This window comes from Pararhizobium sp. DWP1-1-3 (genome assembly GCF_049896125.1).
Lineage (GTDB): Bacteria > Pseudomonadota > Alphaproteobacteria > Rhizobiales > Rhizobiaceae > Pararhizobium.
The window spans coordinates 61,115-84,475 of the sequence record NZ_JAFCTR010000017.1 but is presented as its reverse complement, the minus strand read 5'-3'; the positions used below and the strand labels follow the sequence as shown (position 1 = coordinate 84,475).

At 56.2% G+C, this 23,361-nt stretch carries 20 protein-coding genes and 1 pseudogene; 17 read left to right on the top strand and 4 right to left on the bottom strand.

Annotated features, from left to right (window positions below):
- Positions 1–976: 976 nt before the first annotated feature.
- From ACP7BS_RS25505 to tkt, 4 genes and pseudogenes are all read left to right on the top strand, one after another.
- A complete protein-coding gene (locus ACP7BS_RS25505) occupies positions 977–1,492 on the top strand; it encodes a DUF4142 domain-containing protein (protein ID WP_426240323.1) in 516 nt (171 codons plus the stop codon).
- A 663-nt stretch (positions 1,493–2,155) separates the two neighbouring features.
- A complete protein-coding gene (locus ACP7BS_RS25500) occupies positions 2,156–2,311 on the top strand; it encodes a hypothetical protein (RefSeq protein WP_426240322.1) in 156 nt (51 codons plus the stop codon).
- Positions 2,311–2,652, top strand: coding sequence for a hypothetical protein (locus ACP7BS_RS25495; protein ID WP_426240321.1), 342 nt, complete (start codon positions 2,311–2,313; stop codon positions 2,650–2,652). The genes ACP7BS_RS25500 and ACP7BS_RS25495 overlap by 1 nt, the downstream gene beginning before the upstream one ends.
- 155 nt (positions 2,653–2,807) lie before the next feature.
- Positions 2,808–4,804: pseudogene (gene tkt, locus ACP7BS_RS25490) on the top strand (transketolase).
- Between the two features lie 106 nt (positions 4,805–4,910).
- Here the strand turns inward: tkt and tal are convergent.
- Positions 4,911–6,149, bottom strand: coding sequence for a transaldolase (tal, locus tag ACP7BS_RS25485; RefSeq protein WP_426240320.1), 1,239 nt, complete (start codon positions 6,147–6,149; stop codon positions 4,911–4,913).
- Positions 6,150–7,787: 1,638 nt separating this feature from the next.
- On the opposite strand from tal, the gene ACP7BS_RS25480 reads away from it, so the two are divergent.
- The 7 genes from ACP7BS_RS25480 (at position 7,788) to ACP7BS_RS25450 (ending at position 16,056) form a co-directional block, all read left to right on the top strand.
- Positions 7,788–10,184: an FdhF/YdeP family oxidoreductase gene (locus ACP7BS_RS25480; RefSeq protein ID WP_426240319.1), complete on the top strand. Its 2,397-nt coding sequence runs from the start codon at positions 7,788–7,790 to the stop codon at positions 10,182–10,184.
- A gap of 224 nt (positions 10,185–10,408) precedes the next feature.
- The gene (locus tag ACP7BS_RS25475) at positions 10,409–10,969 is read left to right on the top strand and encodes a c-type cytochrome (protein WP_426240353.1); all 561 of its coding nucleotides are present in this window, start codon (positions 10,409–10,411) and stop codon (positions 10,967–10,969) included.
- Positions 10,966–11,958, top strand: coding sequence for a cytochrome c oxidase subunit II (gene coxB, locus ACP7BS_RS25470; RefSeq protein WP_426240318.1), 993 nt, complete (start codon positions 10,966–10,968; stop codon positions 11,956–11,958). The genes ACP7BS_RS25475 and coxB overlap by 4 nt, the downstream gene beginning before the upstream one ends.
- Positions 11,955–13,868 carry a cytochrome c oxidase subunit I gene (gene ctaD / locus ACP7BS_RS25465; RefSeq protein ID WP_426240317.1) on the top strand — a complete coding sequence of 638 codons (1,914 nt, stop codon included), beginning with the start codon at positions 11,955–11,957 and terminating at the stop codon, positions 13,866–13,868. Before coxB ends, ctaD begins: the two co-directional genes overlap by 4 nt.
- Positions 13,865–14,467, top strand: coding sequence for a cytochrome c oxidase subunit 3 (locus tag ACP7BS_RS25460; protein WP_426240316.1), 603 nt, complete (start codon positions 13,865–13,867; stop codon positions 14,465–14,467). Before ctaD ends, ACP7BS_RS25460 begins: the two co-directional genes overlap by 4 nt.
- A gap of 295 nt (positions 14,468–14,762) precedes the next feature.
- Positions 14,763–15,644: a cytochrome c oxidase assembly protein gene (locus tag ACP7BS_RS25455; protein ID WP_426240315.1), complete on the top strand. Its 882-nt coding sequence runs from the start codon at positions 14,763–14,765 to the stop codon at positions 15,642–15,644.
- Positions 15,637–16,056, top strand: coding sequence for a c-type cytochrome (locus ACP7BS_RS25450; protein ID WP_426240314.1), 420 nt, complete (start codon positions 15,637–15,639; stop codon positions 16,054–16,056). Before ACP7BS_RS25455 ends, ACP7BS_RS25450 begins: the two co-directional genes overlap by 8 nt.
- A 1-nt stretch (position 16,057) precedes the next feature.
- On the opposite strand, the gene ACP7BS_RS25445 is transcribed toward ACP7BS_RS25450, so the two are convergent.
- On the bottom strand, positions 16,058–16,975 hold the full coding sequence (locus ACP7BS_RS25445; RefSeq protein WP_426240313.1) for a c-type cytochrome: 918 nt from the start codon (positions 16,973–16,975) through the stop codon (positions 16,058–16,060).
- Positions 16,976–17,706: 731 nt separating this feature from the next.
- On the opposite strand from ACP7BS_RS25445, the gene ACP7BS_RS25440 reads away from it, so the two are divergent.
- Positions 17,707–18,633, top strand: a complete 927-nt coding sequence (locus ACP7BS_RS25440) for a manganese catalase family protein (RefSeq protein ID WP_426232167.1) — start codon at positions 17,707–17,709, stop codon at positions 18,631–18,633.
- Between the two features lie 526 nt (positions 18,634–19,159).
- Positions 19,160–19,654, top strand: coding sequence for a sigma-70 family RNA polymerase sigma factor (locus tag ACP7BS_RS25435; protein WP_426240312.1), 495 nt, complete (start codon positions 19,160–19,162; stop codon positions 19,652–19,654).
- 12 nt (positions 19,655–19,666) lie between these two features.
- Here the strand turns inward: ACP7BS_RS25435 and ACP7BS_RS25430 are convergent, their stop codons facing one another.
- Positions 19,667–20,053: a response regulator gene (locus tag ACP7BS_RS25430; RefSeq protein WP_426240311.1), complete on the bottom strand. Its 387-nt coding sequence runs from the start codon at positions 20,051–20,053 to the stop codon at positions 19,667–19,669.
- Between the two features lie 707 nt (positions 20,054–20,760).
- Here ACP7BS_RS25430 and ACP7BS_RS25425 point away from each other — a divergent pair.
- Positions 20,761–20,892: a hypothetical protein gene (locus ACP7BS_RS25425; RefSeq protein ID WP_426240310.1), complete on the top strand. Its 132-nt coding sequence runs from the start codon at positions 20,761–20,763 to the stop codon at positions 20,890–20,892.
- Positions 20,893–21,894: 1,002 nt separating this feature from the next.
- On the opposite strand, the gene ACP7BS_RS25420 is transcribed toward ACP7BS_RS25425, so the two are convergent.
- Positions 21,895–22,041: a hypothetical protein gene (locus ACP7BS_RS25420; protein ID WP_426240309.1), complete on the bottom strand. Its 147-nt coding sequence runs from the start codon at positions 22,039–22,041 to the stop codon at positions 21,895–21,897.
- Between the two features lie 163 nt (positions 22,042–22,204).
- Between ACP7BS_RS25420 and ACP7BS_RS25415 the strand changes: the two genes are divergently transcribed.
- The 3 genes from ACP7BS_RS25415 (at position 22,205) to ACP7BS_RS25405 (ending at position 23,114) form a co-directional block, all read left to right on the top strand.
- On the top strand, positions 22,205–22,546 hold the full coding sequence (locus ACP7BS_RS25415) for a hypothetical protein (protein WP_426240308.1): 342 nt from the start codon (positions 22,205–22,207) through the stop codon (positions 22,544–22,546).
- Between the two features lie 116 nt (positions 22,547–22,662).
- Positions 22,663–22,890, top strand: coding sequence for a DUF6894 family protein (locus tag ACP7BS_RS25410; protein ID WP_426240307.1), 228 nt, complete (start codon positions 22,663–22,665; stop codon positions 22,888–22,890).
- Positions 22,891–22,901: 11 nt separating this feature from the next.
- Positions 22,902–23,114: a hypothetical protein gene (locus tag ACP7BS_RS25405; RefSeq protein WP_426232158.1), complete on the top strand. Its 213-nt coding sequence runs from the start codon at positions 22,902–22,904 to the stop codon at positions 23,112–23,114.
- Positions 23,115–23,361: the final 247 nt, after the last annotated feature.

Genomic DNA, 23,361 nt, shown 5'->3' with positions numbered 1-23,361 from the left:
CATGTCAGCGAAAAATTGTTCCGCCTGAACTGCCCAATGTCGATTTGCATGGAGAGCCGATAAAGTGGATGCCGCTCCCGACGGTATCGCAGTGGTCCAAATTGATGTCCGCCAGAACACCACAGAGAGAGAGAGAGAGAGAGGCGCCCATGGAGGGAATCAGCATTGTTGCCTGGAACAATGAAAGCGGGTGCTTCGGCGTCTTGCTGCTGGAAGCAATGTTGCTGTTTTATTGCGCAATGAAATTTCGCGCGGCCAAGACGTACCTTTTACCGAACTAAACCAAATGGACGGTTGCGTGGAAACCTACACCACCGCGCGACACCGAGCGGGTTGTGACAGGTAAGCTTCGCAATGATGTTCGCTTGGCCGTCCAGGCTTACATTAAGCCGTTCGTTAAACGGCAGAAAAATATTAGAGCTCACGCCGAGGCGATCGTTGAAGCCTCTCCAAACTTAAAAGTAGTGCGTACCAAACACAAAGCCAACAAGTCTACTCGCACTCTCCCGGACCCAAGATGTTCGTGCGAGGTCCCAACTCATCAACGCTCTCCGACAGATTTGTCCGAACATGGCATCGTTGCTTCCCAAGGCGACTTGGCATTTGCCCTTAAACCAAGATCAAATTCCCAATGATGGAACATCCTTCCCACTCGATTATAATGCCGCGTTGCACAGAGGGAGGGGGCCGTGAGTGAGCTACTCTGGTCGAAGCCGACTCGCGTAAATGCGGCAGAGGGTCAGGTCGTCGTGCCGGCCTATTGATTGCCCATTGGAAAGCTGGATATGCCGCGATAACCGTTTTTACGAGAAAACAGTTTAAGAATGCAGCGCTGCGCTCAGCCCGCCTTCTCGTAACGAGAGGCAAGAACGGCATTTGTAACGGCAGGCTTGCATCTAAGCGTACCTTTCGCTTGAAGCCAGGGAACTTGCACGCTCAACCGCAGTTAGCAGTTACCGGAGCCGGAGAATCCCGAATGTTTAAACTAACCTTGAAACAAGCTATTTACTTGCTCATTCTCACCGGAGTAGGGCTAATCCCTATCCAGCTTACAGCTCAACAGCAGGCGCTTACGCCTCAGGCATTTGCACAAAAGGCGGCCATATCCAACACCTTTGAAATCGAGGCGGCCAAGCTTGTCCTACAACGTGGAAATGATGCTTCGGCAAAGACATTTGCTAAAGACATGATCGCTGACCATGAACGAGCAGGACTCGACCTCGCACAGGCAGCACGCGAAGAAAAGTTTCAGTTGAAAGCTGGCCTTGATGATGAACATCGACAAAAGCTTAATGCTTTGAAGGCCTCCCCTGACGGGGATTTTGATCAGGCATACCTTTCGACCCAAGTTTCCGCCCATGAATCGGTGGTAGAATTGTTTGCCGAGTACGCACAACAGAGCCCTGGCGGTCCTCTGAAGTCCTTTGCTGAAAAGACGCTCGGAACGCTGAGAGCGCATAATGTACGTATTCATGGCTTGGCAAAGGAATAACGATCCCGGTCTTCCACACTTAGGCGGGAGCCGATTGCGGAATTCGTGGGCAGGAGATTTCGTTAGCCGCATTGCAACGGGCCTGGCAGATTGGACTTTCGACAGTATCGATCCCTTTAGGTGGAACATCTCTTTACGACGACGGTTGGCTCGACTCTCGCTGGAATCAAAAGGACTGTAAAAGTGTGCATGAAGCCCCTCTTTCCACTATTTTTTGCCACACTCGCAGGCTTTGCAGTACCGAGTTTTGCGAGCGAAGGAAATACGGCGGCAGCTACATCGGCGCAGGAAGTGGAACTGCAAGGCTTGCGGGAAGCAGGTCCGGCGATCGCTTACGCTTTGCGATTCGCTGGGCGAAGGTCATAAACGGAGACAGGGATGCAGTGCCGACTGTCCAGCGCACAGGCGCAACGGGTTTGCGGCTGACGACAAACGATCGTGATCCAAAAACGGGCAAATCGATTTCGACCAGCGACCTTAAACTGACACGCCGCTAGGTGCCCCGTTTGCGATATTGCGGTGCCGCGGTAGTGCAAAATTGCCACCACGTGTATCTTCAGATTCTAGGGAACTTTCAGCGCCGATCAATGTTGGGCGCCGGCGGAAGTGCTGGGGACATCTCATACTGAGGTGGGACCGGGTTGGATTAAGACCGGATATTAAATGAACCAAGGAACGCCCCGGGGCCTGATATTCGTCTACGTCGGCGCGATCGTTGCGATCGGCCTAATTATCGTCGGCGGCGCCCTTACTTGGAATAAGCTTGATGCACGACTGCAGAAGCTTTCAACACCCATTGCAAACACGCTGGATCAATAATGGTAAATCGTCAAAGTCCCACCGGTGCACAAGTTCGAGGGCAGATCCAGTCGGGTGAAACAGGGGATATAAGGCCAGGGTTCGACCCAGCCGCTGCGCCCATGGAGACGGATTCTGAGGCTGGCGGACAGGCTATAACTCCAGAACAGGCTCGCATCGCTGTCGACGACCATATTGACGTAAAACCCGATGTCCAGGAAAATTATGACGGTGCAATGCGCGAGCCGGAGGTTGCGAACAAATTTTCGGAGAAAGCCAAACTTCACCCCATCGCAATCGTTTTGGCAGCCATGATAGCTTTAGGTGCGGGTCTGGTCATATTTGGCCTGATCGGCAACTAAGCTGACGCCCGCGACCGAGCCATGTTGGCATAGAAGCCTGAGATCGCTCGCCTGTACGCATTGCCAACCTACCCCATAAGACAAAACGTTAATCGCTGAGTTCAGCACAACCTCAGAAGCTAAGGAGTCCGACGATGTCACGTCTTCACGAAGCAATGGGGCTGGAGCAGCTGCGCGAGCTTGCCAATTGCATTCGCTTTTTGTCGATGGATGCGGTCGAATATGCAAACAGCGGTCACTCCGGTATGCCTCTGGGAATGGCAGACATCGCGACCGTACTCTTTTCAGAATTCATGAAATTCGACCCTGAAGAACCAAAATGGTTCGACCGTGATCGTTTTTTGATTTCCAATGGCCATGGCTCGATGCTTCTTTACAGCCTGCTTTACCTTACGGGTTATAAGGATATGACGATTGACGAAATAAAGCGGTTTCGGCAAGTCGACAGCAGGACGCCGGGACACCCGGAGTATCATTTTTCCCCGGGAATTGAGACCACCACTGGCCCACTTGGTCAGGGGTTTGCGAATTCGGTTGGTTTGGCGCTCGCCGAGAGAATAATGAATACCGAATTTGGCGACGACCTTGTGGATCATCACACCTACGTTTTTGTAGGCGACGGCTGTTTAATGGAAGGTATCAGCCAAGAAGCATTTCGTTTGCCGGCCACCTGAAACTCGGCAAGCTTATCGCCTTTTTCGACAACAATTCAATTTCCATTGACGGAGCGACGAGTCTCTCTGAATCGGACGATCAGCCAGCGCGGTTCCGGGCTTCGCACTGGCACGTGCAAGAGATAGACGGTCATGATCCGGACGCGATCCGTGCCGCGATCATTGAAGCGCAGGATGTGCGCGACCAGCCGTCGATGATCTCCTGCAAGACGATTATTGGCTTTGGCTTCCCAACAAAAGCTGGCACGCAGAAAGCTCACAGCGATGCACCCGGCGAGGAAGAGATTGCCGGCGCCCGCAAATCGCTCGGATGGACGTCGCCGCCTTTTGAAATTCCGGCCTCTTTGCTTGGCAGCTGGCGCGAAATCGGCCGTAAAGGCCGTCAGTCCCGCCATGTATGGATGGATCTTGTCGAAGCGGCATCCTTGAACAACCCGGAGTTTAGGCGGCGGATCGACGGACATCTTCCCGCAGACTGGCGCTCCGCCATCGACGCGGCGAAGCGCGAGTTTCTGGGAAGCCACAAGGAACTCGCCACCCGCCAGGCTAGCGGAACCGTACTCAATCACCTGTTCGACGCTATTCCAGAGCTACTCGGCGGCTCTGCCGATCTTACCCCATCCAACAATACTAAAGCGAAGGACCAGGTCGGTATCAACCCCGGTGACTATGGAGGATCCTATATTCACTATGGTGTACGTGAGCATGGCATGGCGGCAGCGATGAATGGGATTGCCTTGCACGGTGGTCTTATCCCCTACGGCGGCACCTTCTTGACATTTTCCGACTACTGCCGCCCTGCAATCCGATTGGCGGCCATGATGGAAATCCGAACGATCTTCGTGATGACCCATGATTCCATCGGGCTTGGGGAGGACGGGCCGACCCACCAGCCGGTTGAGCACCTTTCGGCGTTGCGCGCCATTCCCGCCCTCGCAGTTTTTCGCCCCGGTGACGCGATCGAAACTGCAGAGTGCTGGGAAGTCATTCTGGACACGCCGCGCCAAGCAGCTCTTATCGCACTGTCCCGGCAACCCATGCCGCTGCTACGTCGCGAACGGTCGCAAGAGAATCTGTCGGCGAAAGGTGCGTACGTCCTTAAGGAAGCACAGGGCGGTGAGCGTCAACTCACCCTGATTGCAACCGGATCGGAATTGCATCTCGCCATCGAAGCGCGGGCGACGCTCCAGAACGAAGGCATCCGGACGGCGGTCGTTTCAATGCCGTGTCGTCTGCTGTTTGAGCAACAGGAAACAGCCTACAAACACGCGGTACTCGGCAAGACCAGAGCGCGTGTTGCCGTCGAAGCTGCGGTGCAAGATAGCTGGGACCGCTATATAGGTATTGATGGAGGCTTCGTCGGAATGCATCGCTTCGGTGCGTCGGGTAAAATCGGCGATGTCTATGCGAAATTCGATATATCGGCAGGCTCCGTGGCGCGCACGGCAAAGTCGGTTTTGCAAAAACTCCGTGCTTGAGGGCAAGATATTTTTTGAAGCAATTGTTGACGACTGCTAGCCCACCCATTTTCCTCATGCGAGCGATTGGTCCCTCCGTATCTCGGTATGCCTCGTGAATTCCACATCAAGAGCGGGGTTCGCCGACCCTTTTTTCGGTCCCGGCGGGTGCCGCAGCAGCTGGGGACGCCGTCGTGCTGTCACCTTGTGCTGGCTTGACGGCTCCTTCGTCCGTGACGTCCGCACCGTTGTCGGTTAGTTGATCCTCCACGGACTTGACGAGCTCTGCCCAACATTTTTTGAAGGCGGAGATACCATCCCGCTCGAGCGCTTCCGCTATATCCTCAAGATCGATGCCCAGGTTGGCGAGGTTCCCCACCACCAACCGGGCCTCATCATACTGGTTTCTAATCCGATCAGGAGTAGGGGCGCTGTAGAGGCCAACAGCCTCAAGCGTCGCCTGAGGCATGGTGTTCACCGTGTCTCGCGCCACCAGTTCTGTCACATAATGGGTAGCGGGGAGGGTATTGTCCTTTACGCCGGTCGAGGCCCATAGTAGCCTCTGTAGTGAGGCTCCATGACTGGCGAGATTTTGCCACCGGCCTGAGGTGCGCGCGGTTTCGTAGATCTCGTATGCTAGCCGAGCATTTGCAATGGCAACCTCTCCGTGCAACTCGGCTCGTCGGAGCAGATCATCTGCGTCCTCCGAAAAACCGAGTTCGCTCAAACGGCGATCGACTTCAATATCGACCCGGCTGATAAAAAACGAGGCAACGCTCTCAACACCGGCTAAGCTGCCGCCATTGCTCAGCCGCTGTTCCAACCCCAACATGAAAGCATCGAGAACGGCACCATATCGCTCGACAGAAAATATCAGGGTGACGTTGACGCTAATGCCGTCTGAAATAGCCGCCGTGATCGCCGGCAGTGCTGCCCTGGTTGCCGGAATCTTAATGAAGAGATTTGGCCGGTCGATAAGCCACCAAAGCCCACGGGCTTCCGCAGCCGTGCGCTCAGCGTCAGCGGATATACGGGGATCTACCTCGATCGAAACGCGTCCGTCTCGAAATTGACTGGCTTCGAACGCTGGTCTTAGCGCGTCACAGGCATCCCGTACATCGCGCCCGGTGATGAGCCGAAGCGCTTCACCAACTGCTGTTCCGCGCAGGGCGAGTTCACGAATTTGCCCGTCGTAACCGGATCCAGCGCTTATCGATTTCGCGAAAATTGTCGGATTGGTCGTTATTCCGACGATTTCCTTTCTATCCACCATCTGCGCCAGACTACCGGAGGTAATGCGCTCCCGGCTTAGGTCGTCCAGCCACACCGCTACTCCTGCCTTCGCAAGATTTTCATAGGCGCTCATCGATTTTCCGATCTGTTCTTACCTTCATGTCACATGTCCCTTTGCTGTTCAGGTCAACGTGAATATGACGACCAACGCGTGCTCATTCTACTCACGGTTGACGCCCTGGTTGATGATCCGAAGCTTGCGTATTTCTTCGGCGATCGCAAGAATGGCGTGTGAAACCGTTTGATCCTGAACATTCTAAATTCTCTGAGGCATACCCCCGCCGGCGTGACTGGGGGATATTTCAATCGGATCCGGTTTTCTTGTTTTGAGGATCAGTCCGCGCGGTGCAACCCCAGTCGATCGACCGCGCTTGAGCAAACTTAGTTTATCATCTGGTGTCAGCCGCGCCGGTGAGTTGGCGGCCCGAATAAGTTCCGCTATAAAGTCAGTGGTGCCGGTCATACAATATTCCGAGCTTGTCAGCCGATGAGCGCGATGGATCACTTTGAGACGCTCGGAGCAGGCTAAGCAATTGCGAGAGCGACCGAACAAACTGCAACAGCGAAAGTTCCCTCGGCGGGTGCTTTTTCGAAGCCTATCACCGCCTCAGTCGCCTTCGGCGATCTATCGCAGTTAAGTCATAGCGTCGGCGCTCCGCCGACGTGCTGCTTGGTCGGCGCTCGGGGGTAGCAATTTGAGGTCAAACGCTGGCCGGCTTCACTATGCATGAAAGCGTTCTATTATCGCATGGCTTGTTGAGGCACGGTGCCTTAGCAAATTATCAGGTATCGGCATCTCGCAGTAGCCGGTAACGAAGACGAACGGCGTCCCGCGTTCTGCCAGCAACGCTGCTGGTGGGTAGACCAACTGTCCATTCAGGTTGATATCTGAAACAGCGACATCGAGTGCAAAGCTGCAAAGCTAGGCTCTCTTAGTCCTCGACGACGAGGAAACGCTGGCCTGCGTAGAACCAGCATACGACGCGGGAGCATTTGGCCCGCCTAAGGAACCAACGGCGTTCAGCCTTTCCGCAGGCGCTTGGCGACCATGCCTGGAAGCGTTCTGAACAATCGTCTCTGGCAACTCCGCTACCGCAAGGCATTAAGCGTCGAAATCAGCGTATGAGAGATCGACCTCGTCAAGGACCGGCGGGTCGAACGCCTATGGTCCGCTTCGACGGCCTCTGCAGGCGCCGTATGCCATATGATATCGCGAAGCCCAACCCGACAAAAATTCTCTGTCGCGGGATGAACTGACTGAGGGGAGTGACTTAAGGCTTCTCTTGTTACGCAAGCAAAAGCGCTGGCAGACCCCGAGCCATCATCGTCTAGGTTTCGCGTGATGCCGATGGTTACCCGTGAGTGCAATTGGCGTTTAAGTGGAGGGTCCTCCGACCACGGACAAGTACGATTGAGTCAGGTTTTCGAGCTCCTAAAATGAAGCGCAAGCCACAAGCTGGGTGGAACTTTCCACGAACTCCTCTGTTCGTGCGCAGCCTCCAACCGAAAGGATGCAACATGTGCAGGCGAGTAGACCAGATACACGCTAGATCGTATCCTACGCGAATAAGGCGGGGTCGATCGGAGGAGGACCCAGCTGCAGGTGTTCGACCGGACAGAAATATTGCGTCGACCTGCCCGTTTCCTGTCTTTCCCCAAAGGATTGGTCAACGCGAGGTCGGCCGAGATATCGTAAACCGGAGTGCCCGTCATGAGTGGTAGTCCCTCCAAGCCTACAGTTCGAACCTATGCCGGTCCTGCGGGCGGATGGGGTTCCGCGAAGTCCGTAACGGAAATCTTAGTTCGCGAACATGTCCCCGTTCGAGGCGCCAACCTGCTGCGGCATCAGAACAAGCCAGAAGGCTACATGTGCGTGAGTTGCGCCTGGGCAAAGCCGGCAAAGACCCATCCACTGGAGTTCTGTGAGAACGGGGCAAAGGCAACTGCCTGGGAAGTCACCAGTCGGCGCGCCGACCGAGCGTTTTTTGACGCCCACACCCTGACCGAACTGGAAAGCTGGCGAGACCATGACCTGGAAGAGCAGGGCCGACTGACCCATCCGATGAAATGGGATGCCATTTCCGACAAATATCTTCCGGTGCCATGGGAACAGGCCTTCGCGGAAATAGGCCACGAATTGGGGGGTCTGGCGCCCGAACAAGTTGATCTCTACACATCGGGCCGGGCCTCGCTGGAGACCAGCTACATGTTCCAGTTGTTCGCCCGGATGTACGGCAGCAACAACCTGCCCGACAGTTCCAACATGTGTCACGAGAGCTCGTCGGTCGCTCTGCCCGAGAGCCTTGGTGCGTCAGTCGGCACGGCAATCCTATCGGATTTCGAGAACACCGACTGCATTTTTTACATCGCCCAGAATGTCGGCACATCGTCGCCTAGAATGCTGCATGATCTGCAGGATGCAGTCGATCGCGGCGCAAAGATCGTCACCTTCAACATGCTGCGCGAGCGTGGCCTCGAGCGGTTCGTCAATCCGCAATCTCCGACGCAGATGCTGACCGGGCATGAGACGTTGATTTCCTCTGACTACTACCAGGTCAGGAACGGCGGCGACATCGCGGCCCTGTTCGGCGTCTGCAAAGCGCTAATCGAAGCCGACGATACGCTGAACGCATCCAGTGTGTCGCAGGTTGCCGGCGACGACGACAAGCCAGCCGATCCGGAGAACGCAGCAATGGTGGCCTTTGCCGCCTCGATGGCGGCGGCCGACAAGAAGCATATTCTTGACCATGATTTCATCAAGGAGCACACTGCTGGCTTCGAATTCTTCGCAGCAGCTGCCCGAGGACATCGATGGGAAGATCTCGAGGGCATTTCCGGCCTGACCCGGGTACAAATGATCCAGGCGGCCGCGACCTATGCTAAGTCGAACGCCGTTCTGACGATTTACGGGATGGGGCTGACCCAACACCTGATGGGGGTTCAGAACGTTCATATGGTCGTGAACCTTGCACTTCTACGGGGCAATATTGGCAAGCCCGGTGCAAACATTTGCGCTGTGCGTGGCCACTCGAATGTCCAGGGGCAGCGAACGGTCGGCATAACCGAGAAACCGGGGCTCGCGCCACTCGACAAGCTAGCTGAGCTCTACGGGTTCGAGCCGCCGCGCTGGATGGGCCGCTCAACGGTCGAAACCTGCAGGGCAATTATCGACGGTTCGAGTCGCGGTTTCGTGAGCCTCGGCGGTAATTTCCTAAAAGCCATTCCCGAAACGGAAGCCGTGGAAGCAGCTTGGCGAAAATTGCGTCTAACTGTGCAGATCGCTACCAAGCTTAACCGCAGCCATGTCATCCATGGGAAAATCGCCTACCTCCTGCCTTGTCTTGGTCGTATAGAGATTGACCAGCAAGCGACGGGTCCCCAGGCCGTGTCTATGGAAAGCTCCATTGCATATTTTCACGGTTCGCGCGGAAAAACAAAGCCCGCCAGCCCGGATCTGTTATCCGAGCCGGCGATCGTTGCTGGTATCGCCAAGGCGACGCTAGGTACCACCAGGGTGCCTTGGGAACAATGGGTGGGCGACTATGGAACGGTCAGGGATGCGATCGAGGCAACCTATCCAGAGACGTTCAAGGACTTCAACAAGCGGCTGTTTCAGCCGGGCGGGTTCCCGCGGCCCTTGCCAGCGCGGGAGCGCAGATGGGTGACGACGAGTGGTAAGGCAAATTTCATTACGCCGGGCAAGCTGTTTCCGGATCTTTCTACTTCCGGCAGAACTGACGTGCTGCATTTGGCGACCCTGCGGTCGAACGATCAGTTCAACACAACGGTCTACGGTTATAGCGACCGGTTCCGCGGTGTGGAGGGGACGCGAAAAGTGGTGTTCATGAACGGCGACGACATAGCCGCAATGGGGCTGACTAACGGCACGAGCGTCGATCTTACCACGGCGATCGGGGAGGAGACGGTACGCAAAGTTACTGGCTTCCGGATTGTCGAATACAATATCCCGAGAGGGTCGTGCGGGGCCTATTTCCCTGAGACGAACCCGCTGTTTCCTCTAGAACATCACGATGCCCAATCGAAAACGCCGTCCTACAAACTCCTTCCCATCCTGATTACACCGTCCTCAGTACTGCCTCACGATTAAACTTTTTGGCCCAGGATTTGATGATGTCGTCGCGTTTACGCAAAGGGCGGTCGAGTTTGGTGTTCTGGTCTTTAGCCATCGTGGCAGGTGTAGCCGTTGCGATATCTGCAAGGATCTCGAAGACTGCAAAGGGGCCTGACGATCGCACGCTTGTTCGTAGTTCGCGACTCATAGTGTACCGGGCCGCACTTTCGGGTCTCAAGATAGATCAGTGGCTGGGCATCATGACTGCTTTCGCGTCGTGCCTGGGGATTGCCGCTCTGCTCGGCTACGTCGGGGAACCCCTGCAGTTGCGCCAGGACCCTGTCGTCATCTCGGAGCTGGAAAAGATCAGACTCATGCCAAACGGGATCAGCGGCGCGCCGCCGAATGTCGATTTCGCGCTCGGCCAGCCTTATGAGAACGGCTCCTATAACCTTGCCCAAGGTAAACGCCTGTACTCTTGGTTTGGATGCGCCACATGTCACGGCGACGGTCAGGGAGGAAAAGGACCTTCCTTTCTCGATGGTTGGTGGCACTACGGGCCGGAAATGGTGTCGATCGTATCGTCCATCCGCGACGGGCGGCCGCATGGCATGCCGCCTTACAAGGACAAGATCCCAATCGGGCAGATCTGGCAGCTGGCAGGATATGTCCAATCGATTGGAGCCTATCAGGCCAAGGTTGCAGCACCTGGCCGCAACGATGCCAGGCAAACGCGCCCGGCTGAAAACCGTGCTCCAGCAGTGATCCTGTTCGAGCCCGTCCCAACCCGCGTTAATCCCGACCAGGGTCCGAGACCATGAAAGTGGTCGATATTCTTCTTTTCTTCTTCTTGACAGGCGTTGCAGGTTGCAGCGGTTCGCAATCAGCGCTTGACGTGCACGGCGCGCCCGCGATCCACCTCAAGGACTTGATGACAGCGTTCGTTTGGATCTGCGGATTTGTCTGGCTGCTGGTTATCTTTGCGCTGATTTACGCGCTGGTGAGGTCACGCACCGGGGAGGCGTCAACCCAACCGGACGGCCCTTGGACGAAGATCGTGGTATCTGGCGCTGTCGCCGCGACTGGCGTTATCATCACGGGACTTACCATCGCGAGTTATTATACCACGCGAGCCATCGACGGGAGCCAGGGCGACGCGATTTCGATATCCGTCAAGGGCGAGCAATGGTGGTGGCGCATCCGGTATCCAAATCGGGATCCGGCGCTGGAATTCGAAACTGCAAACGAGATTCATATCCCTGTCGGACGGGACGTACGCCTGCAACTGGAAAGCGCTGACGTCATCCACTCCTTCTGGGTCCCAAGTCTCGCCGGAAAACAGGACCTCGTTCCCGGCCGCAGCAATACCTTGCTCATTCGCGCCGAGCGCCCCGGTATCTACCGCGGCCAATGCGCCGAGTTCTGCGGACTGCAGCACAGCCATATGGGAATCTTGGTCGTGGCGGACGACGAGGCGTCCTATGCGCGATGGCTCGCCTCGCAGCGAAAAGTCCAATCACAAACCATGGACCCCGAAGCGTCGGCCGGCGAAAAAGTGTTCTTGGCCAAGCCTTGTGCTGCCTGCCATACTGTCCGAGGCAGGTCCTCCACGGGAACAACCGGCCCCGACCTGACCCACGTCGGGAGCCGCCAGACCATCGGCGCCGGGCTTCTTGAGACGACCCCAGGCTCGCTCGCAGCCTGGATTGCCGACCCTCAAACCCTCAAACCCGGCAACAACATGCCGATGGTGCCACTCACAAGCAACGAATTGCGCCAGATTTCCCGTTACATGGACAGTCTCAAATGAACGCTATTAGACCAGATCGGGATACCAGGGACAGCCAACTCACAGAGGCAGAGCTTCAGCGACATCTGAACGCGACATGGGGCTCGCCGCGCCGTTTCTGGGGCGCTTTGACAAATGTCGATCACAAGGTTATCGGTCGGCGCTACATCGTCACGGCTTTCGTTTTTCTGGCCCTCGGCGGTATCCTGTCCCTCGCCATGCGGCTGCAGCTATCCCAGCCGGAAGCCCGCTTCATCGGTCCCGATCGCTACAATCAGATTTTTACCATGCATGGAACGAACATGATGTTCCTTTTCGCCGTGCCGGTGATGGAGGCGATGGCGGTCTATCTCGTTCCACTAATGGTCGGCACCCGCAATATCGCCTTTCCACGACTGAACGCCTTTTCCTACTGGATGTTTCTCGCCGGCGGGATCCTACTTTGGGTGGCTTTTGCAATCGATACCGGTCCCGATGTCGGCTGGTTTGCCTATGTGCCACTGGCTGGTCCGCAATACGGGACCGGAAAAAGGGCGGACATCTGGGCGCAGATGATCACCTTTACCGAGATCTCCGCCCTTGCGGTTTCGCTGGAACTGGTTGTCACCATTTTCAAGCAGCGCGCTCCCGGTATGTCGCTCGATCGAATCCCGCTGTTTGTCTGGTCGATGCTTGTCACGTCATTTCTAGTCATTCTCGCAATGCCTGCCATCATGATCGCCAGCACATCGCTCATCCTCGATCGTCTGGTTGGCACCCACTTCTTCAATCCCGCCGAGGGCGGTGACGTGTTGCTGTGGCAACATCTGTTCTGGTTCTTCGGCCATCCTGAGGTCTACATCATCTTCCTACCAGCCGTCGGCATGGTCTCTACTATTGTAGCCACCTTCACGCAGCGGCCCGTCTTCGGATATCTGGCGATGGTCATGGCGCTCATCGCCACCGGAGTTCTGGCGTTCGGGCTCTGGGTGCATCACATGTTTGTCGCCGGCTTGCCCCGGCTGGGCGCTAGTTTCTTTACAGCATCCAGCATGGCGATCGCACTTCCCGCCGGCCTGCAGATCTTCTGCTGGCTGGCGACGATCTGGTGGGGCCGGCCAATCTTCAAGACACCGTTCCTGTTCGTCCTCGGCTTCATCTTTACCTTTGTGATCGGTGGGATGACCGGGGTCATGGTCGCCTCGGTTCCGTTCGATACGCAGGTTCACGACACATACTTCGTCGTCGCCCATTTCCACTATGTCCTAGTCGGGGGTGCCTTGTTTCCGCTGCTCGGCGCGATCTATTATTGGTTCCCGAAATTCACCGGTCGGATGATGAGCGAGCGGGTGGGGAAGTGGGTGTTCGGCCTGATTGTCGTTGGGTTCAACCTGACCTTCTTTCCGATGCACATTCTTGGCCTGCGAGGCATGCCGCGAAGGATCTACACCTATCAACCCGAAATGCCTTGGGGCGGGTTGAACATGTTCATCAGCCTGAGCGCCTTGATCTTGACGGCCGGATTTCTTCTGTTCTTCATCGATGTGGTTCGAAGCGCACGTCACGGCCGACCCGCCGGAGCCAATCCCTGGCGGGCATCCACGCTCGAATGGGCGACGCCGTCACCTCCACCCTGTTACAATTTCCAGCGCATTCCAGTTGTTGGCGACAGCACGCCGCTCTGGACTGACGGCGAAGTCCTGACCGTTGCGAGCGGCTTGCGTGTTGATCGGCGGGAATTGTTGGTCACGGGAGTGGTCGATGCGTCGCCGGAAGCCCGGGAGTCTTCGCCGGGTCACTCGGTCTGGCCTTTCTGGACGGCAATCGCCACCACCATCGTGCTGATCTGGTCGATCTTTACACCCTGGGCCGTCGTTTGGGGTTCGATCCCGATCGCCATAGCCTTGATCGGGTGGTTCTGGCCCAAAGGCGAACCGGAGGACGAATCGTGAAAGAAGCCGTGGTTCTCGACGTTTCCGACCTGACTGGACATTGCGATGGCAGTGCAAGCCCTGCGTGGTGGGGCACCCTTGCCTTCATGCTCATCGAAGGTACCGGCTTCGCATTGGCGATCGTGCTCTATCTTTACCTCATGAGCATCGCGGCGATATGGCCAATTGGGGTCGGGCCGCCCGATCTGGGGGCGGGCACAGTTATGACTGTCCTCCTGGTCACAAGTCTTGTTCCCAATCTCCTGGTCTCCCGCTGGGCGGCGCAGCAAGACATGCGCAAGGTGCGCTTGGGGCTGATCGTCATGTCGTTCTTCGGGATTGTTCCGCTTGTCGTCCGGATCTTTGAGTTTCCGGCGATGCACATCCCGTGGGACCAAAATGCTTACGGGTCGGTGGTCTGGCTGCTGCTCGGTTTGCACACGACGCATATCCTGACAGATCTCGTAGAGACCCTCGTTCTCACCTGCCTGATGTTCACTCGTCACGGCGATAATCCGCGACGCTTCGGAGATGTCGGCGACAACGCAATGTATTGGAACTTCGTGGTCGCTACCTGGATCCCGATCTACGTCTGTATCTATTGGGTTCCGCGGCTATGAAGACTGCGATCGTCCAAAATGCCGCTTTGCTCGTTCCCGTCGGTCTTTGGGGTTTGACCACGCAACTAGGACTGATCTTACCCCCGGTCGATTGCGATCGCAACACGGCTTTGACGCTGTGTGCCTGCCTTCTGGCGGTGATCATCTCTCTTTCTGCTATTGGAGCCGGAGCAATGGCGTCGAGATCAATAGAAAATCATCGACGGGTCCAATTCGGAACCTTGTGCTGGTGTGGAGGCCTGCTGTTTTGTTTTGCCGTCTCCCTGCAGGGAGCAGCAGCTTTGCTGATAAGCCCATGCGAGAGATGATCGTTTTCCTCACGATCGTGGTGGCCAGCAACCCCGCATGGGCCCATGGCACAGACGCACATTCCGACGGTGCGACCTGGACCTTCGACCCCTGGATCGTCGTACCTCTCGCGATCATGGCGATGGCCTATGGCGTGGGATCGGTGAAGATCTCGAGCCGAGCAGCACATGGCAACGGCGCTTTTGCCTTGCGCCTCGGATTTTTTATCAGTGGCTGGGCAACGCTTGCCGCGGCGTTGACGTCTCCCCTCCATTGGCTGGGCGAACACCTCTTCACCTTCCATATGATCGAGCACGAAGTGGTCATGGCCGTGTCGGCCCCTCTGTTTGCCTTATCACGTCCGGTGTCAGCGTTTGTCTGGGCCCTGCCAAGGCACGGGCGGCATATTGTGGGCACCGCAATGAACAGCGCAGTGATGCGGGGGATCTGGGGATGGTCGACACGTGGGCAAAACGCCACGCTGCTGCACGGGGTAGCGATTTGGGCCTGGCATCTGCCCTGGCTGTTCGACGCCTCCGTGACCGATATCAGCCTACATCGCCTGCAGCATCTGAGTTTCCTGATCACCGCCCTGGTGTTCTGGTGGTCGATCCTTTGGCGTTGCAGTCGCGGGGTCGCCGCATGGCACCTGTTCGTAACGATGATCCACACCGGTATCCTAGGAGCACTTATGGCGCTTGCCCCAAGGGTTCTATACCTCGCCCAAACTGCGGATGCGCAGGCATGGGGACTGACGCCTCTGGAGGACCAGCAGCTTGCGGGAATGCTAATGTGGGTGCCGACTGGCACTGTCTATGCAGGTGCTGCTCTGACCATGCTGGCCATGTGGATCAACGGCTCCGGCTTAAAAGGTGTCGCCAATGTCTGACGTGAGAGTTTCAAACTGGCTGACTCCAATAGTATCGATATCTGCGGGGCTTTTGGCCGTAAGCGGAACTTTTGTGGCTGCTGGGATCATATCCGAACATCAAGAGCGGTACGCCGTGGCGGTCGCTCTGACCCATGGTGACGCCTCAAAAGCGTTGCCGCTCTTGCGGAAATACGGTTGCTCCGGATGTCACAGCATTCCGGGCGCGCCAGGTGCTGACGGCCAGGTGGGAGGACCCCTTTCCGGACTTTCAGGCCGTGTCTATATTGGAGGTGTGCTCACCAATTCGCCAGACAATCTGGTCGAGTGGATCGTTGCGCCACAAAGATTCTCACCGAACACTGCGATGCCAATCACAGGCATTACCGAGTCCGAGGCAAGGGACGTCGCCGCCTACCTGTACCAGCGCTGAATCACGGTTCGGGGGTCGGCCGTGCCGGCAGGGACTTGATGTATTGGGCAATCGCTTTGCGGTCCTTGTCGGACAACATCGCGGTATTTCTCACAACATCGGCCATCGACGAGCCGACGCGTCCGTGACTGGGTGTGTCACCCGTCTCCAACATTCCGACGATGTGGTCCTCAGTCCAGCCGCCGATCCCCACGGGGGTGATGTTCGGAACGAAACCCGTACCCTGCGGATCGATGCCGCCGGCGAATCGGGCAGTCGACTTGATCGCGCCGAAAATGTTGCGGGTCGAGTGACACTCAGCACAATGCGACAGCGCCTCGACGATATAGCGGCCCCGCTCGATGCCGCCCGTTGCAACGTCGCTGTTCGACCCTGACTTGGCAGGATCAAAGAAAAGCAGCTTCCAGAGTCCGACGGATCTGCGGACTGCGAACAAAATGCTTGGATGGTGCGGCGGTGCACGGCCGGCGACCGGGGGCAAGGTCTTCAGATACGCGAAGAGGTCGTTAATGTCAGCGGCTGTCATGCTGGTATAGCTGGTATAAGGAAAAGCCGGGTAATAATGACGTCCTTCAGGCGATACCCCCGCAACGAGCGCGTTCGCAAAGTCCGAAACGCCCCAATTCCCAATCCCGTCGACGGGATCTGGAGAAATGTTCGGCGGTCGAAAGGTGCCGAAGGGCGACGCGAGCGCCAAGCCGCCGCCGAGTTTCAAGCGATCCGGCTGGCCGGGCGTAGCGTGACAGGACGCACAATCGGCTGCATTAAACACATCACGCCCGCGCTCGGCATTTCCGTCTGTGCGCGGGAACGGGTCGCTCGGCCCAAATTGTGGGCGAGGGGTCGTCAGGAGCCATGCGCCGCCCAGACCTACCAGTGCTGCGGAAATAAAAACGGTTGCGACAATCCGAAAACGCATGGAAGACATCCGCTTCAGCCCGATGGCGAGGAGACGCCTGGATTTTTCACCGGCGGCAAGCTAACAAGTCTCCATCTATCATTTTAGGCTAACTTGAGGGGCGGCCGATAGTTCCTTAACTCCGCACGCCGGTCTGAGATAATACCTGCTATCACGGAAGCCCACAATCTTGCCTGTCCTGTCATGACTATTCGAATTTTCTCCGGTTCGAGCGGCGCCCTTTAGCTCGCGAGGTCGCCCAACCCATAGTCCCCGCAAGGCGCTTGATGGTCCGCGGCCATCCGACTTAGGGGCGGCAACCCCAACCTCGAGGGCACCTCCTCTTCTCGTGGAGAGGGTCAAATTGTAAACCGTAGAATCTCACGGTCGGCTTTTTCAAAATCCGTTGTTCGTTGCAGATCCAGTAGGAGATTCCGGAAGACGGCCAAGGCATCCAAGAGCGGCTCGACGCCATCTAACAACACTTGTCGCCGGCCACGCCAAGCACACTCGGCCATTCGACGGGATCTTCAACCTTATCCGTCGTGAGCAGTTACCAGGAGCATCGCGTCAATCCACTGGTACGAAAACTTTTTCGCGCGGGCAGTATTTTCTAGGATGGGTTAGCAATTTGCGGCGCTTTGGACTGAAGGCGCAAAACTCTGGTCGATGACATAAGATAATATCATCCCACCACGGAACTATCGGATGGACTGACTGTTCGTGCGGACCTCAACCCGAAAGGACGTACCATGTTCATGCGAGTAGACCAGCTCCAAGCGGAGCTGCCGGCGCCCAAACGCGCCGATCCCAATGCCGCCGCTGCCTTACAAGAGCTTCTCGGCGGCAAATACGGAGAGATGTCGACCCTCGGCAACTATATGTTCCAGAGCTTCAACTTCCGTTCGAAGGAAAAGCTGCGACCGTTCTACAGCCTCGTCGCCAGCATTACCGCTGAGGAACTCGGGCATGTGGAGCTCGTCAGTAATGGCGTTGCCATGCTGAACAACGGTCCGGATATTCCGGATGGCGATGCCGGTGATGGCGGCGATATCTCAAGCGCCCCTTGGGAAGGCATGAAAGACATTCGCCTCGCGGCAGCGTTCCTTTCTGGAGGAGGCGGCGCGATGCCCGTCAATAGCAACGGCGTTTCTTGGAATAACGATTTCATCACCACGACTGGAAACGTGGTCGTCGATCTTTTGCATAATTTCCATCTCGAATGCGGCGCCCGGCTTCACAAGCTTCGTGTCTATGAGACCCTCTCTGATCCGACCGGCCGCGAAGTCTGCGGCTACCTGCTGGTGCGAGGATCAGTTCATGCGCATGCATACGCGCTTGCTCTCGAAAAGATCACCGGCGTCGACGTCAAGAAATTCCTGCCAACCCCGAACATCCCACTTGGCAATATCCCCGAGTGCCAGAAATATCTCGATGAGGGATCACATCGTCGCCTCTATACCTTTAGCCCGAATGACTACAAGGAGATGTCGGGCATTTGGGGCAATGGCGAGGTTGCACTGCCGCTTGACCCCCCCGGTGAGCTTGAGGTCATAGACGGCATGCCGGAAGGTGGCAAAATCCAACAATTTGTCGGCGTCCCCTCTGCGTTTACCCCGGACTACGCGCCGGAAGAAATGTTTGAGATCGCCGAAAAGCTTTACAAGAAATCTCGCTAAGTTTGATTGGCGGGCTTTGCCCGCCAATCTCATCCATGCGGGAAAAAGGCAGCGATAGACCTGCCTTTTCGGTCGCGCGGTGAAAATCGCAGTCAGCGTTCATGCGGCAAGGGTGCTCACCGCCACTATCGTCGGACGCCCTCTAGCGTATCGCTCCGGTCCCCACTGATAAAACCCTGGCGTTAGGATGACAGCATCCATCTGACCGAGACCGTTAACCTGCTTGCAGCGACTAGTCTCGGCGGCGCTTGATGGGTCGTCAGACTGTCTGCGACTTTTTAGGCCTCTTCTGAATGTCGAGAACTGCTGCGCGAGGCCACCTTCGAGGCCAGGAAATGGACCGACAACATGCTTTCTTGCAGCTCACGCCCAAGTGTCAGATCAATGGCCTGCAGGTAGTCGTCCCCCTTGAGGAATACAAATAGCGGACGATGACGGAGGATGGGCGCCACTCGTCAATAAAGTGAGCGGGCGTATGGAACGAGGTCGCGTCGGATTAGTTGTTCTCGACAGAGGAGAGCTAACTATGTCGACTGATCGCACATCAGGGTTCACGGACGCTGAGCTGCTGGATACACTGCCCGCTCTGCGCGCGTTCGCGCGTCGCTTCCATAAGTCTCCCTCAGATGTCGAAGACCTCGTGCAGGAGACTTTGACCAAGGCTATCGCCCATTCCAGCAGCTACCAACATGGAACCCAGCTTCGATCTTGGCTATTTACCATCATGAGAAATACCTTCTGTACAAAGTTCAAGGTTGCCAAGAGGGAACAAGTTGGCCAAGTCGAGGATTACGCTGGGCGCGCCTCTTCGCCTCCGACGCAGGACTGGGCGATCATGGGACGCGAGTTGGAGAGAGCAATCACAAACTTGCCGGACAGCCACAGATTCGTCGTAGATCTCGTTCTCGTCCAGGGCCTGAGCTATGGAGATGCGGCACAGCGATGTGATGTCCCTGTAGGAACCATTAAGAGCCGGATTAGCCGGGCGCGGATCCAGTTAAGTAAGGTGCTTTACCCTTAGGACCGTGAAACCTCAATGTAAATCCGCGCCACCCCTGCCGAACAGGGCATTTGCAATGTAGGAAAGTTCTGCCGGCTTTTCGCACAACGAGAATCCGGTGAACTTTAAGGGAAGAGCTGACGGGTCATACCCGGTCGCGAACACGAACGGGATATCACGCCGTTCGAGTTCTTCCGCAACAGGGAACACAAGCTCGTCGCCCAAATGGATGTCAAGAATGGCGCCATCAATCTTCTCCGTATCGAGCAAATCGAGCGCGGCTTTCACTGCGGCGACCGGCCCGATGACGATGGCTCCGGCGGCCTCCAGCTTCCGCCGGGTTTCATCCGCGAGGAAATACTCGTCTTCAACGATAAGAACGTGTTTTCCCACAAATAGCGGGATGCTGATATGTTCCAACCTGGGTCCTTCCGTGGCAGAACACTCGCAATACTAGGCCATCTTGCGCTCCGCAAGCTTGAACAACACAAGATCTTTTTTGTTCCCTTCATCCGCATACGGAGGGACCTCCCAGCGTCCAACAAGTCGCGCTTTGTCTTCGCGGGATCCAGCCAGTGCCGCGATTCATAGGGGTGGAGGACCAGGATCTATTGGTTTGGTGTTCTGTGACGTCTGCTCTTGGCTATTGTCACGGTTGAAGGCGGGTTTATTGGAGCGGCGGGGTGGATCCGCCGAGATTCTCGTTACCCTATGGGTCACGCGCCAGATCACTAATCCCCTCGTTTGCCCAACGTCTGATTTCGGGCCGCGAGAGGCCACCAGTAACCGAGGGGCTGGTTTGGATCCGAGTATGCCGAGTCACATGAGCGCAATCAAAAGGCCAGACTCCGCCGTACATCCGGCAATTCTCGCTATCCATAGAGCCCTGCAGAACAACTGGGAGTGGGAATAGCTTTTTTGTCTATAATGGAGAGAAGGATGTAATACGCAAGAAGACTCGGACGCGGGTTTCTAAGCGCGAAATTCAACCGAGAGCGAGGAGAGGTTGTTTCGGTCAAAATGGCAGCAAACGCAGGTCTTTAGACCGATGCCGCAGTCGTCAGTGCGCAGGCGGTGATGGTTCCCGTTGCGACAAGGAAGGCACAACGATTTCGTATCTCGATCACTTGGCCAAGGATCACGCGATCAGCGTCACCAAGCCTAGCCCGGACAATATCGGCGTGCCAACCACCGACGATACCAAGCGGAAGATTCTTGCCGGTAGGGTATCGATGTCGACGATGCCCGTCGAATACTGAGCAGGCTTGCGTGTTTGCAAATAATCCACTGCGAAGGGGGCATTCCGAAATCCCTTTTGCCGGCAGTTCTCTACCAGGGCCGCGTCTGGGGGCGGTCTCCAGCGCTCGCGAGACCTTGTGTCTGGTATCGTACGGCAACGAATGTTGGAAGCAGCGAGTTTAGTTCGCAAACAAAGCAAGGACTAATGACACGGAATCATCTTGAGGCTGCGCAATAGCAGTTTCCGGTCCGGATCAAGGACGGCCGGGGAATTGTTGAGGCTGTTCATGGCCCGAAAGAAGCCTTGAACTACCTAACCTATCGCTGGCCGGCAGAGACGAAATCCACTACGACAATGCTCGTCCTCAATGCCTAAACATTTCGCAGAAAAGTGCCTGTCGAAGTGGTACGTGAGGCTTTTTTTGCGGCGAGTTTCGAGGCCGGTAGCTCGTAGCCTGTGTGCTTCGGATGGATCGAGAACGTTTAGCAAACGTGCAACGAGGAGATGTAATGCCAGATCATCGAAAAGGGAACAAAGTTGATGTTCGCGCGCAGCCTGTCAAGCCGGCGCAAAAGGCCGATCCCACGCTTGAGCCGCCGGTGGGGAATCCAGCGAGCAAAATTCAAAGGATGTCACGGATCCGACACTGCAACCGATCGGTTCCTCTGGCAGAAAAGGTAAGCCATCGCTTGATTGATAAACTCGACGCGGTTTAGCCGAAGCCCTCTCAGCGCTGGTTTTGCCAAGCTTTATCCATGAGGAAGACAAGTCCGGATGTGCGGTACGGCAGCGTCCCGCCTATTCGCACCTGCAGACCCTATCTGGCACTCACGATACCTATCACCTTTCACGTCTCATCGATCGTTGGCATTCTCGCTCTTAGTACACAGCCCGTCCGTCTCGTGCGGCATTGGACTGTAGGCACGATATTCAAGCGACTCCAAATAAAAGACCGGGCGATGTCGCTCCGGCCTCTTTCCTTCCGTACTCCCAGTGCACCGTGGTCAAAAGGGAGATAAAATTATTTCTTGCCGTCGTTCGGGCGGGCCTTATCGCCCTTTTTGACCTTTGAAGAGTCTGTTTTCGCATCTGGCGACTGTCCTAGATGCGTTCCACCGAGGTGGCCGCCTCCACTCGTATTCTTGCCCTGAGGATCTTTGGTTGTCATGGGAACTCCTTTCATCTGGCTCCCCAACCCTTTGCCAGAGTAAATGTTCCCACGACACTGAACACTTGTACGAGCACTGTTGCAACCGTTACCCGGTACGCTATCGGACGGGAACGCATCATAAGCAGGTAAGTTGACCTGCCATCTAAAGATGAGGCTTTTCATGCAAAACCTGGTTTGCAAATTTAATGTCAAAGAGCTCATACCGGCTCTTCGGCGGCTTGCCGTAGGATCCACACTGGACGAAGACCTGCAAAATGATCTCGTCGAGGAAATTGTCACGCGCGCTTCTGCGAAGTCGGAGCGGTCTGCCCTTGGTGACAAGATTAGCGATGAGCAGAGGCAATTCACTCTGGATATCTCGGTAGGCGCCACCTCCTACGAAGTCGCCGACGAAGTGCATAGCATGATCGAAACCATTGAAAGCCTTGCTCGCGCGCGCCCCCGGCTGATGAACGGGCTGTATAAGGAAAACACTGCAAATTGGGCGAGGGCTTCCGGATGAATTGGCCGACGACCGTGTTCTTACTGGAAAGTATTGTGCCGCTCATCGCAGGAGCCGCCGCTGTGTGGTTTGGGCCGGAGAGGCGAAAATCCTTCCGTGATCCGCGGGAGCAGTGAATGCCATTTGTTTATTTACACAGGAGCGACGGCAAACGGTTCTTCAACGATCCCAAGGGTCGCTACTTCGTTGATCACAAGCAAGTGCAGGAGGAGGCAAAGCGCGTTTTGGCCATGTGTCTGCTCGAGGCCGAAGTGATCGGCGACACCATGGGCATGAGTGTCGAGGCGAAAGACCTGAGCGGCAGAACATTGTTTCAGGTGACTGTCGTGGCATCGACTTGGTAGGGCGAAGGATAATGAAACAGAATATTTCAAAGCTGCTGAATGACCCGCGTTTTGATCTGCCCGCTCTCATCTTGCTCGGCATGATATGCCTAATTGCCATCGTAATCTTCTGCCGCAGCCCAACCAAGCACTACAAAGAGACATATGTTCCTGTCGCCGTGCCGCAGACATCTGGCATAGCCCTGACCGGACCACCGGCCCTTCAGCAAACATGGATGATCTGAAAAGACGTCGAGCTCGATTGAAAATTTTCGGAAAGGAGGTGCTGTGACGTGACGTTGTACCCGTGAAAATCAGCGCCGACGGCAGAGAACGCTTAGCAGGTATTTCAACTTTACGCGAACTTGAGTTGGTCTTTGAGCAAGCCGATTTGCCACTCGCGCAGGCGCCGGCCGAAATCATAGAGCAAACCTTATGCCCCACGATTAGAAGGGTCGGTGCGAGTTTCGCCGGCGTTTTTTGTTGTCAACA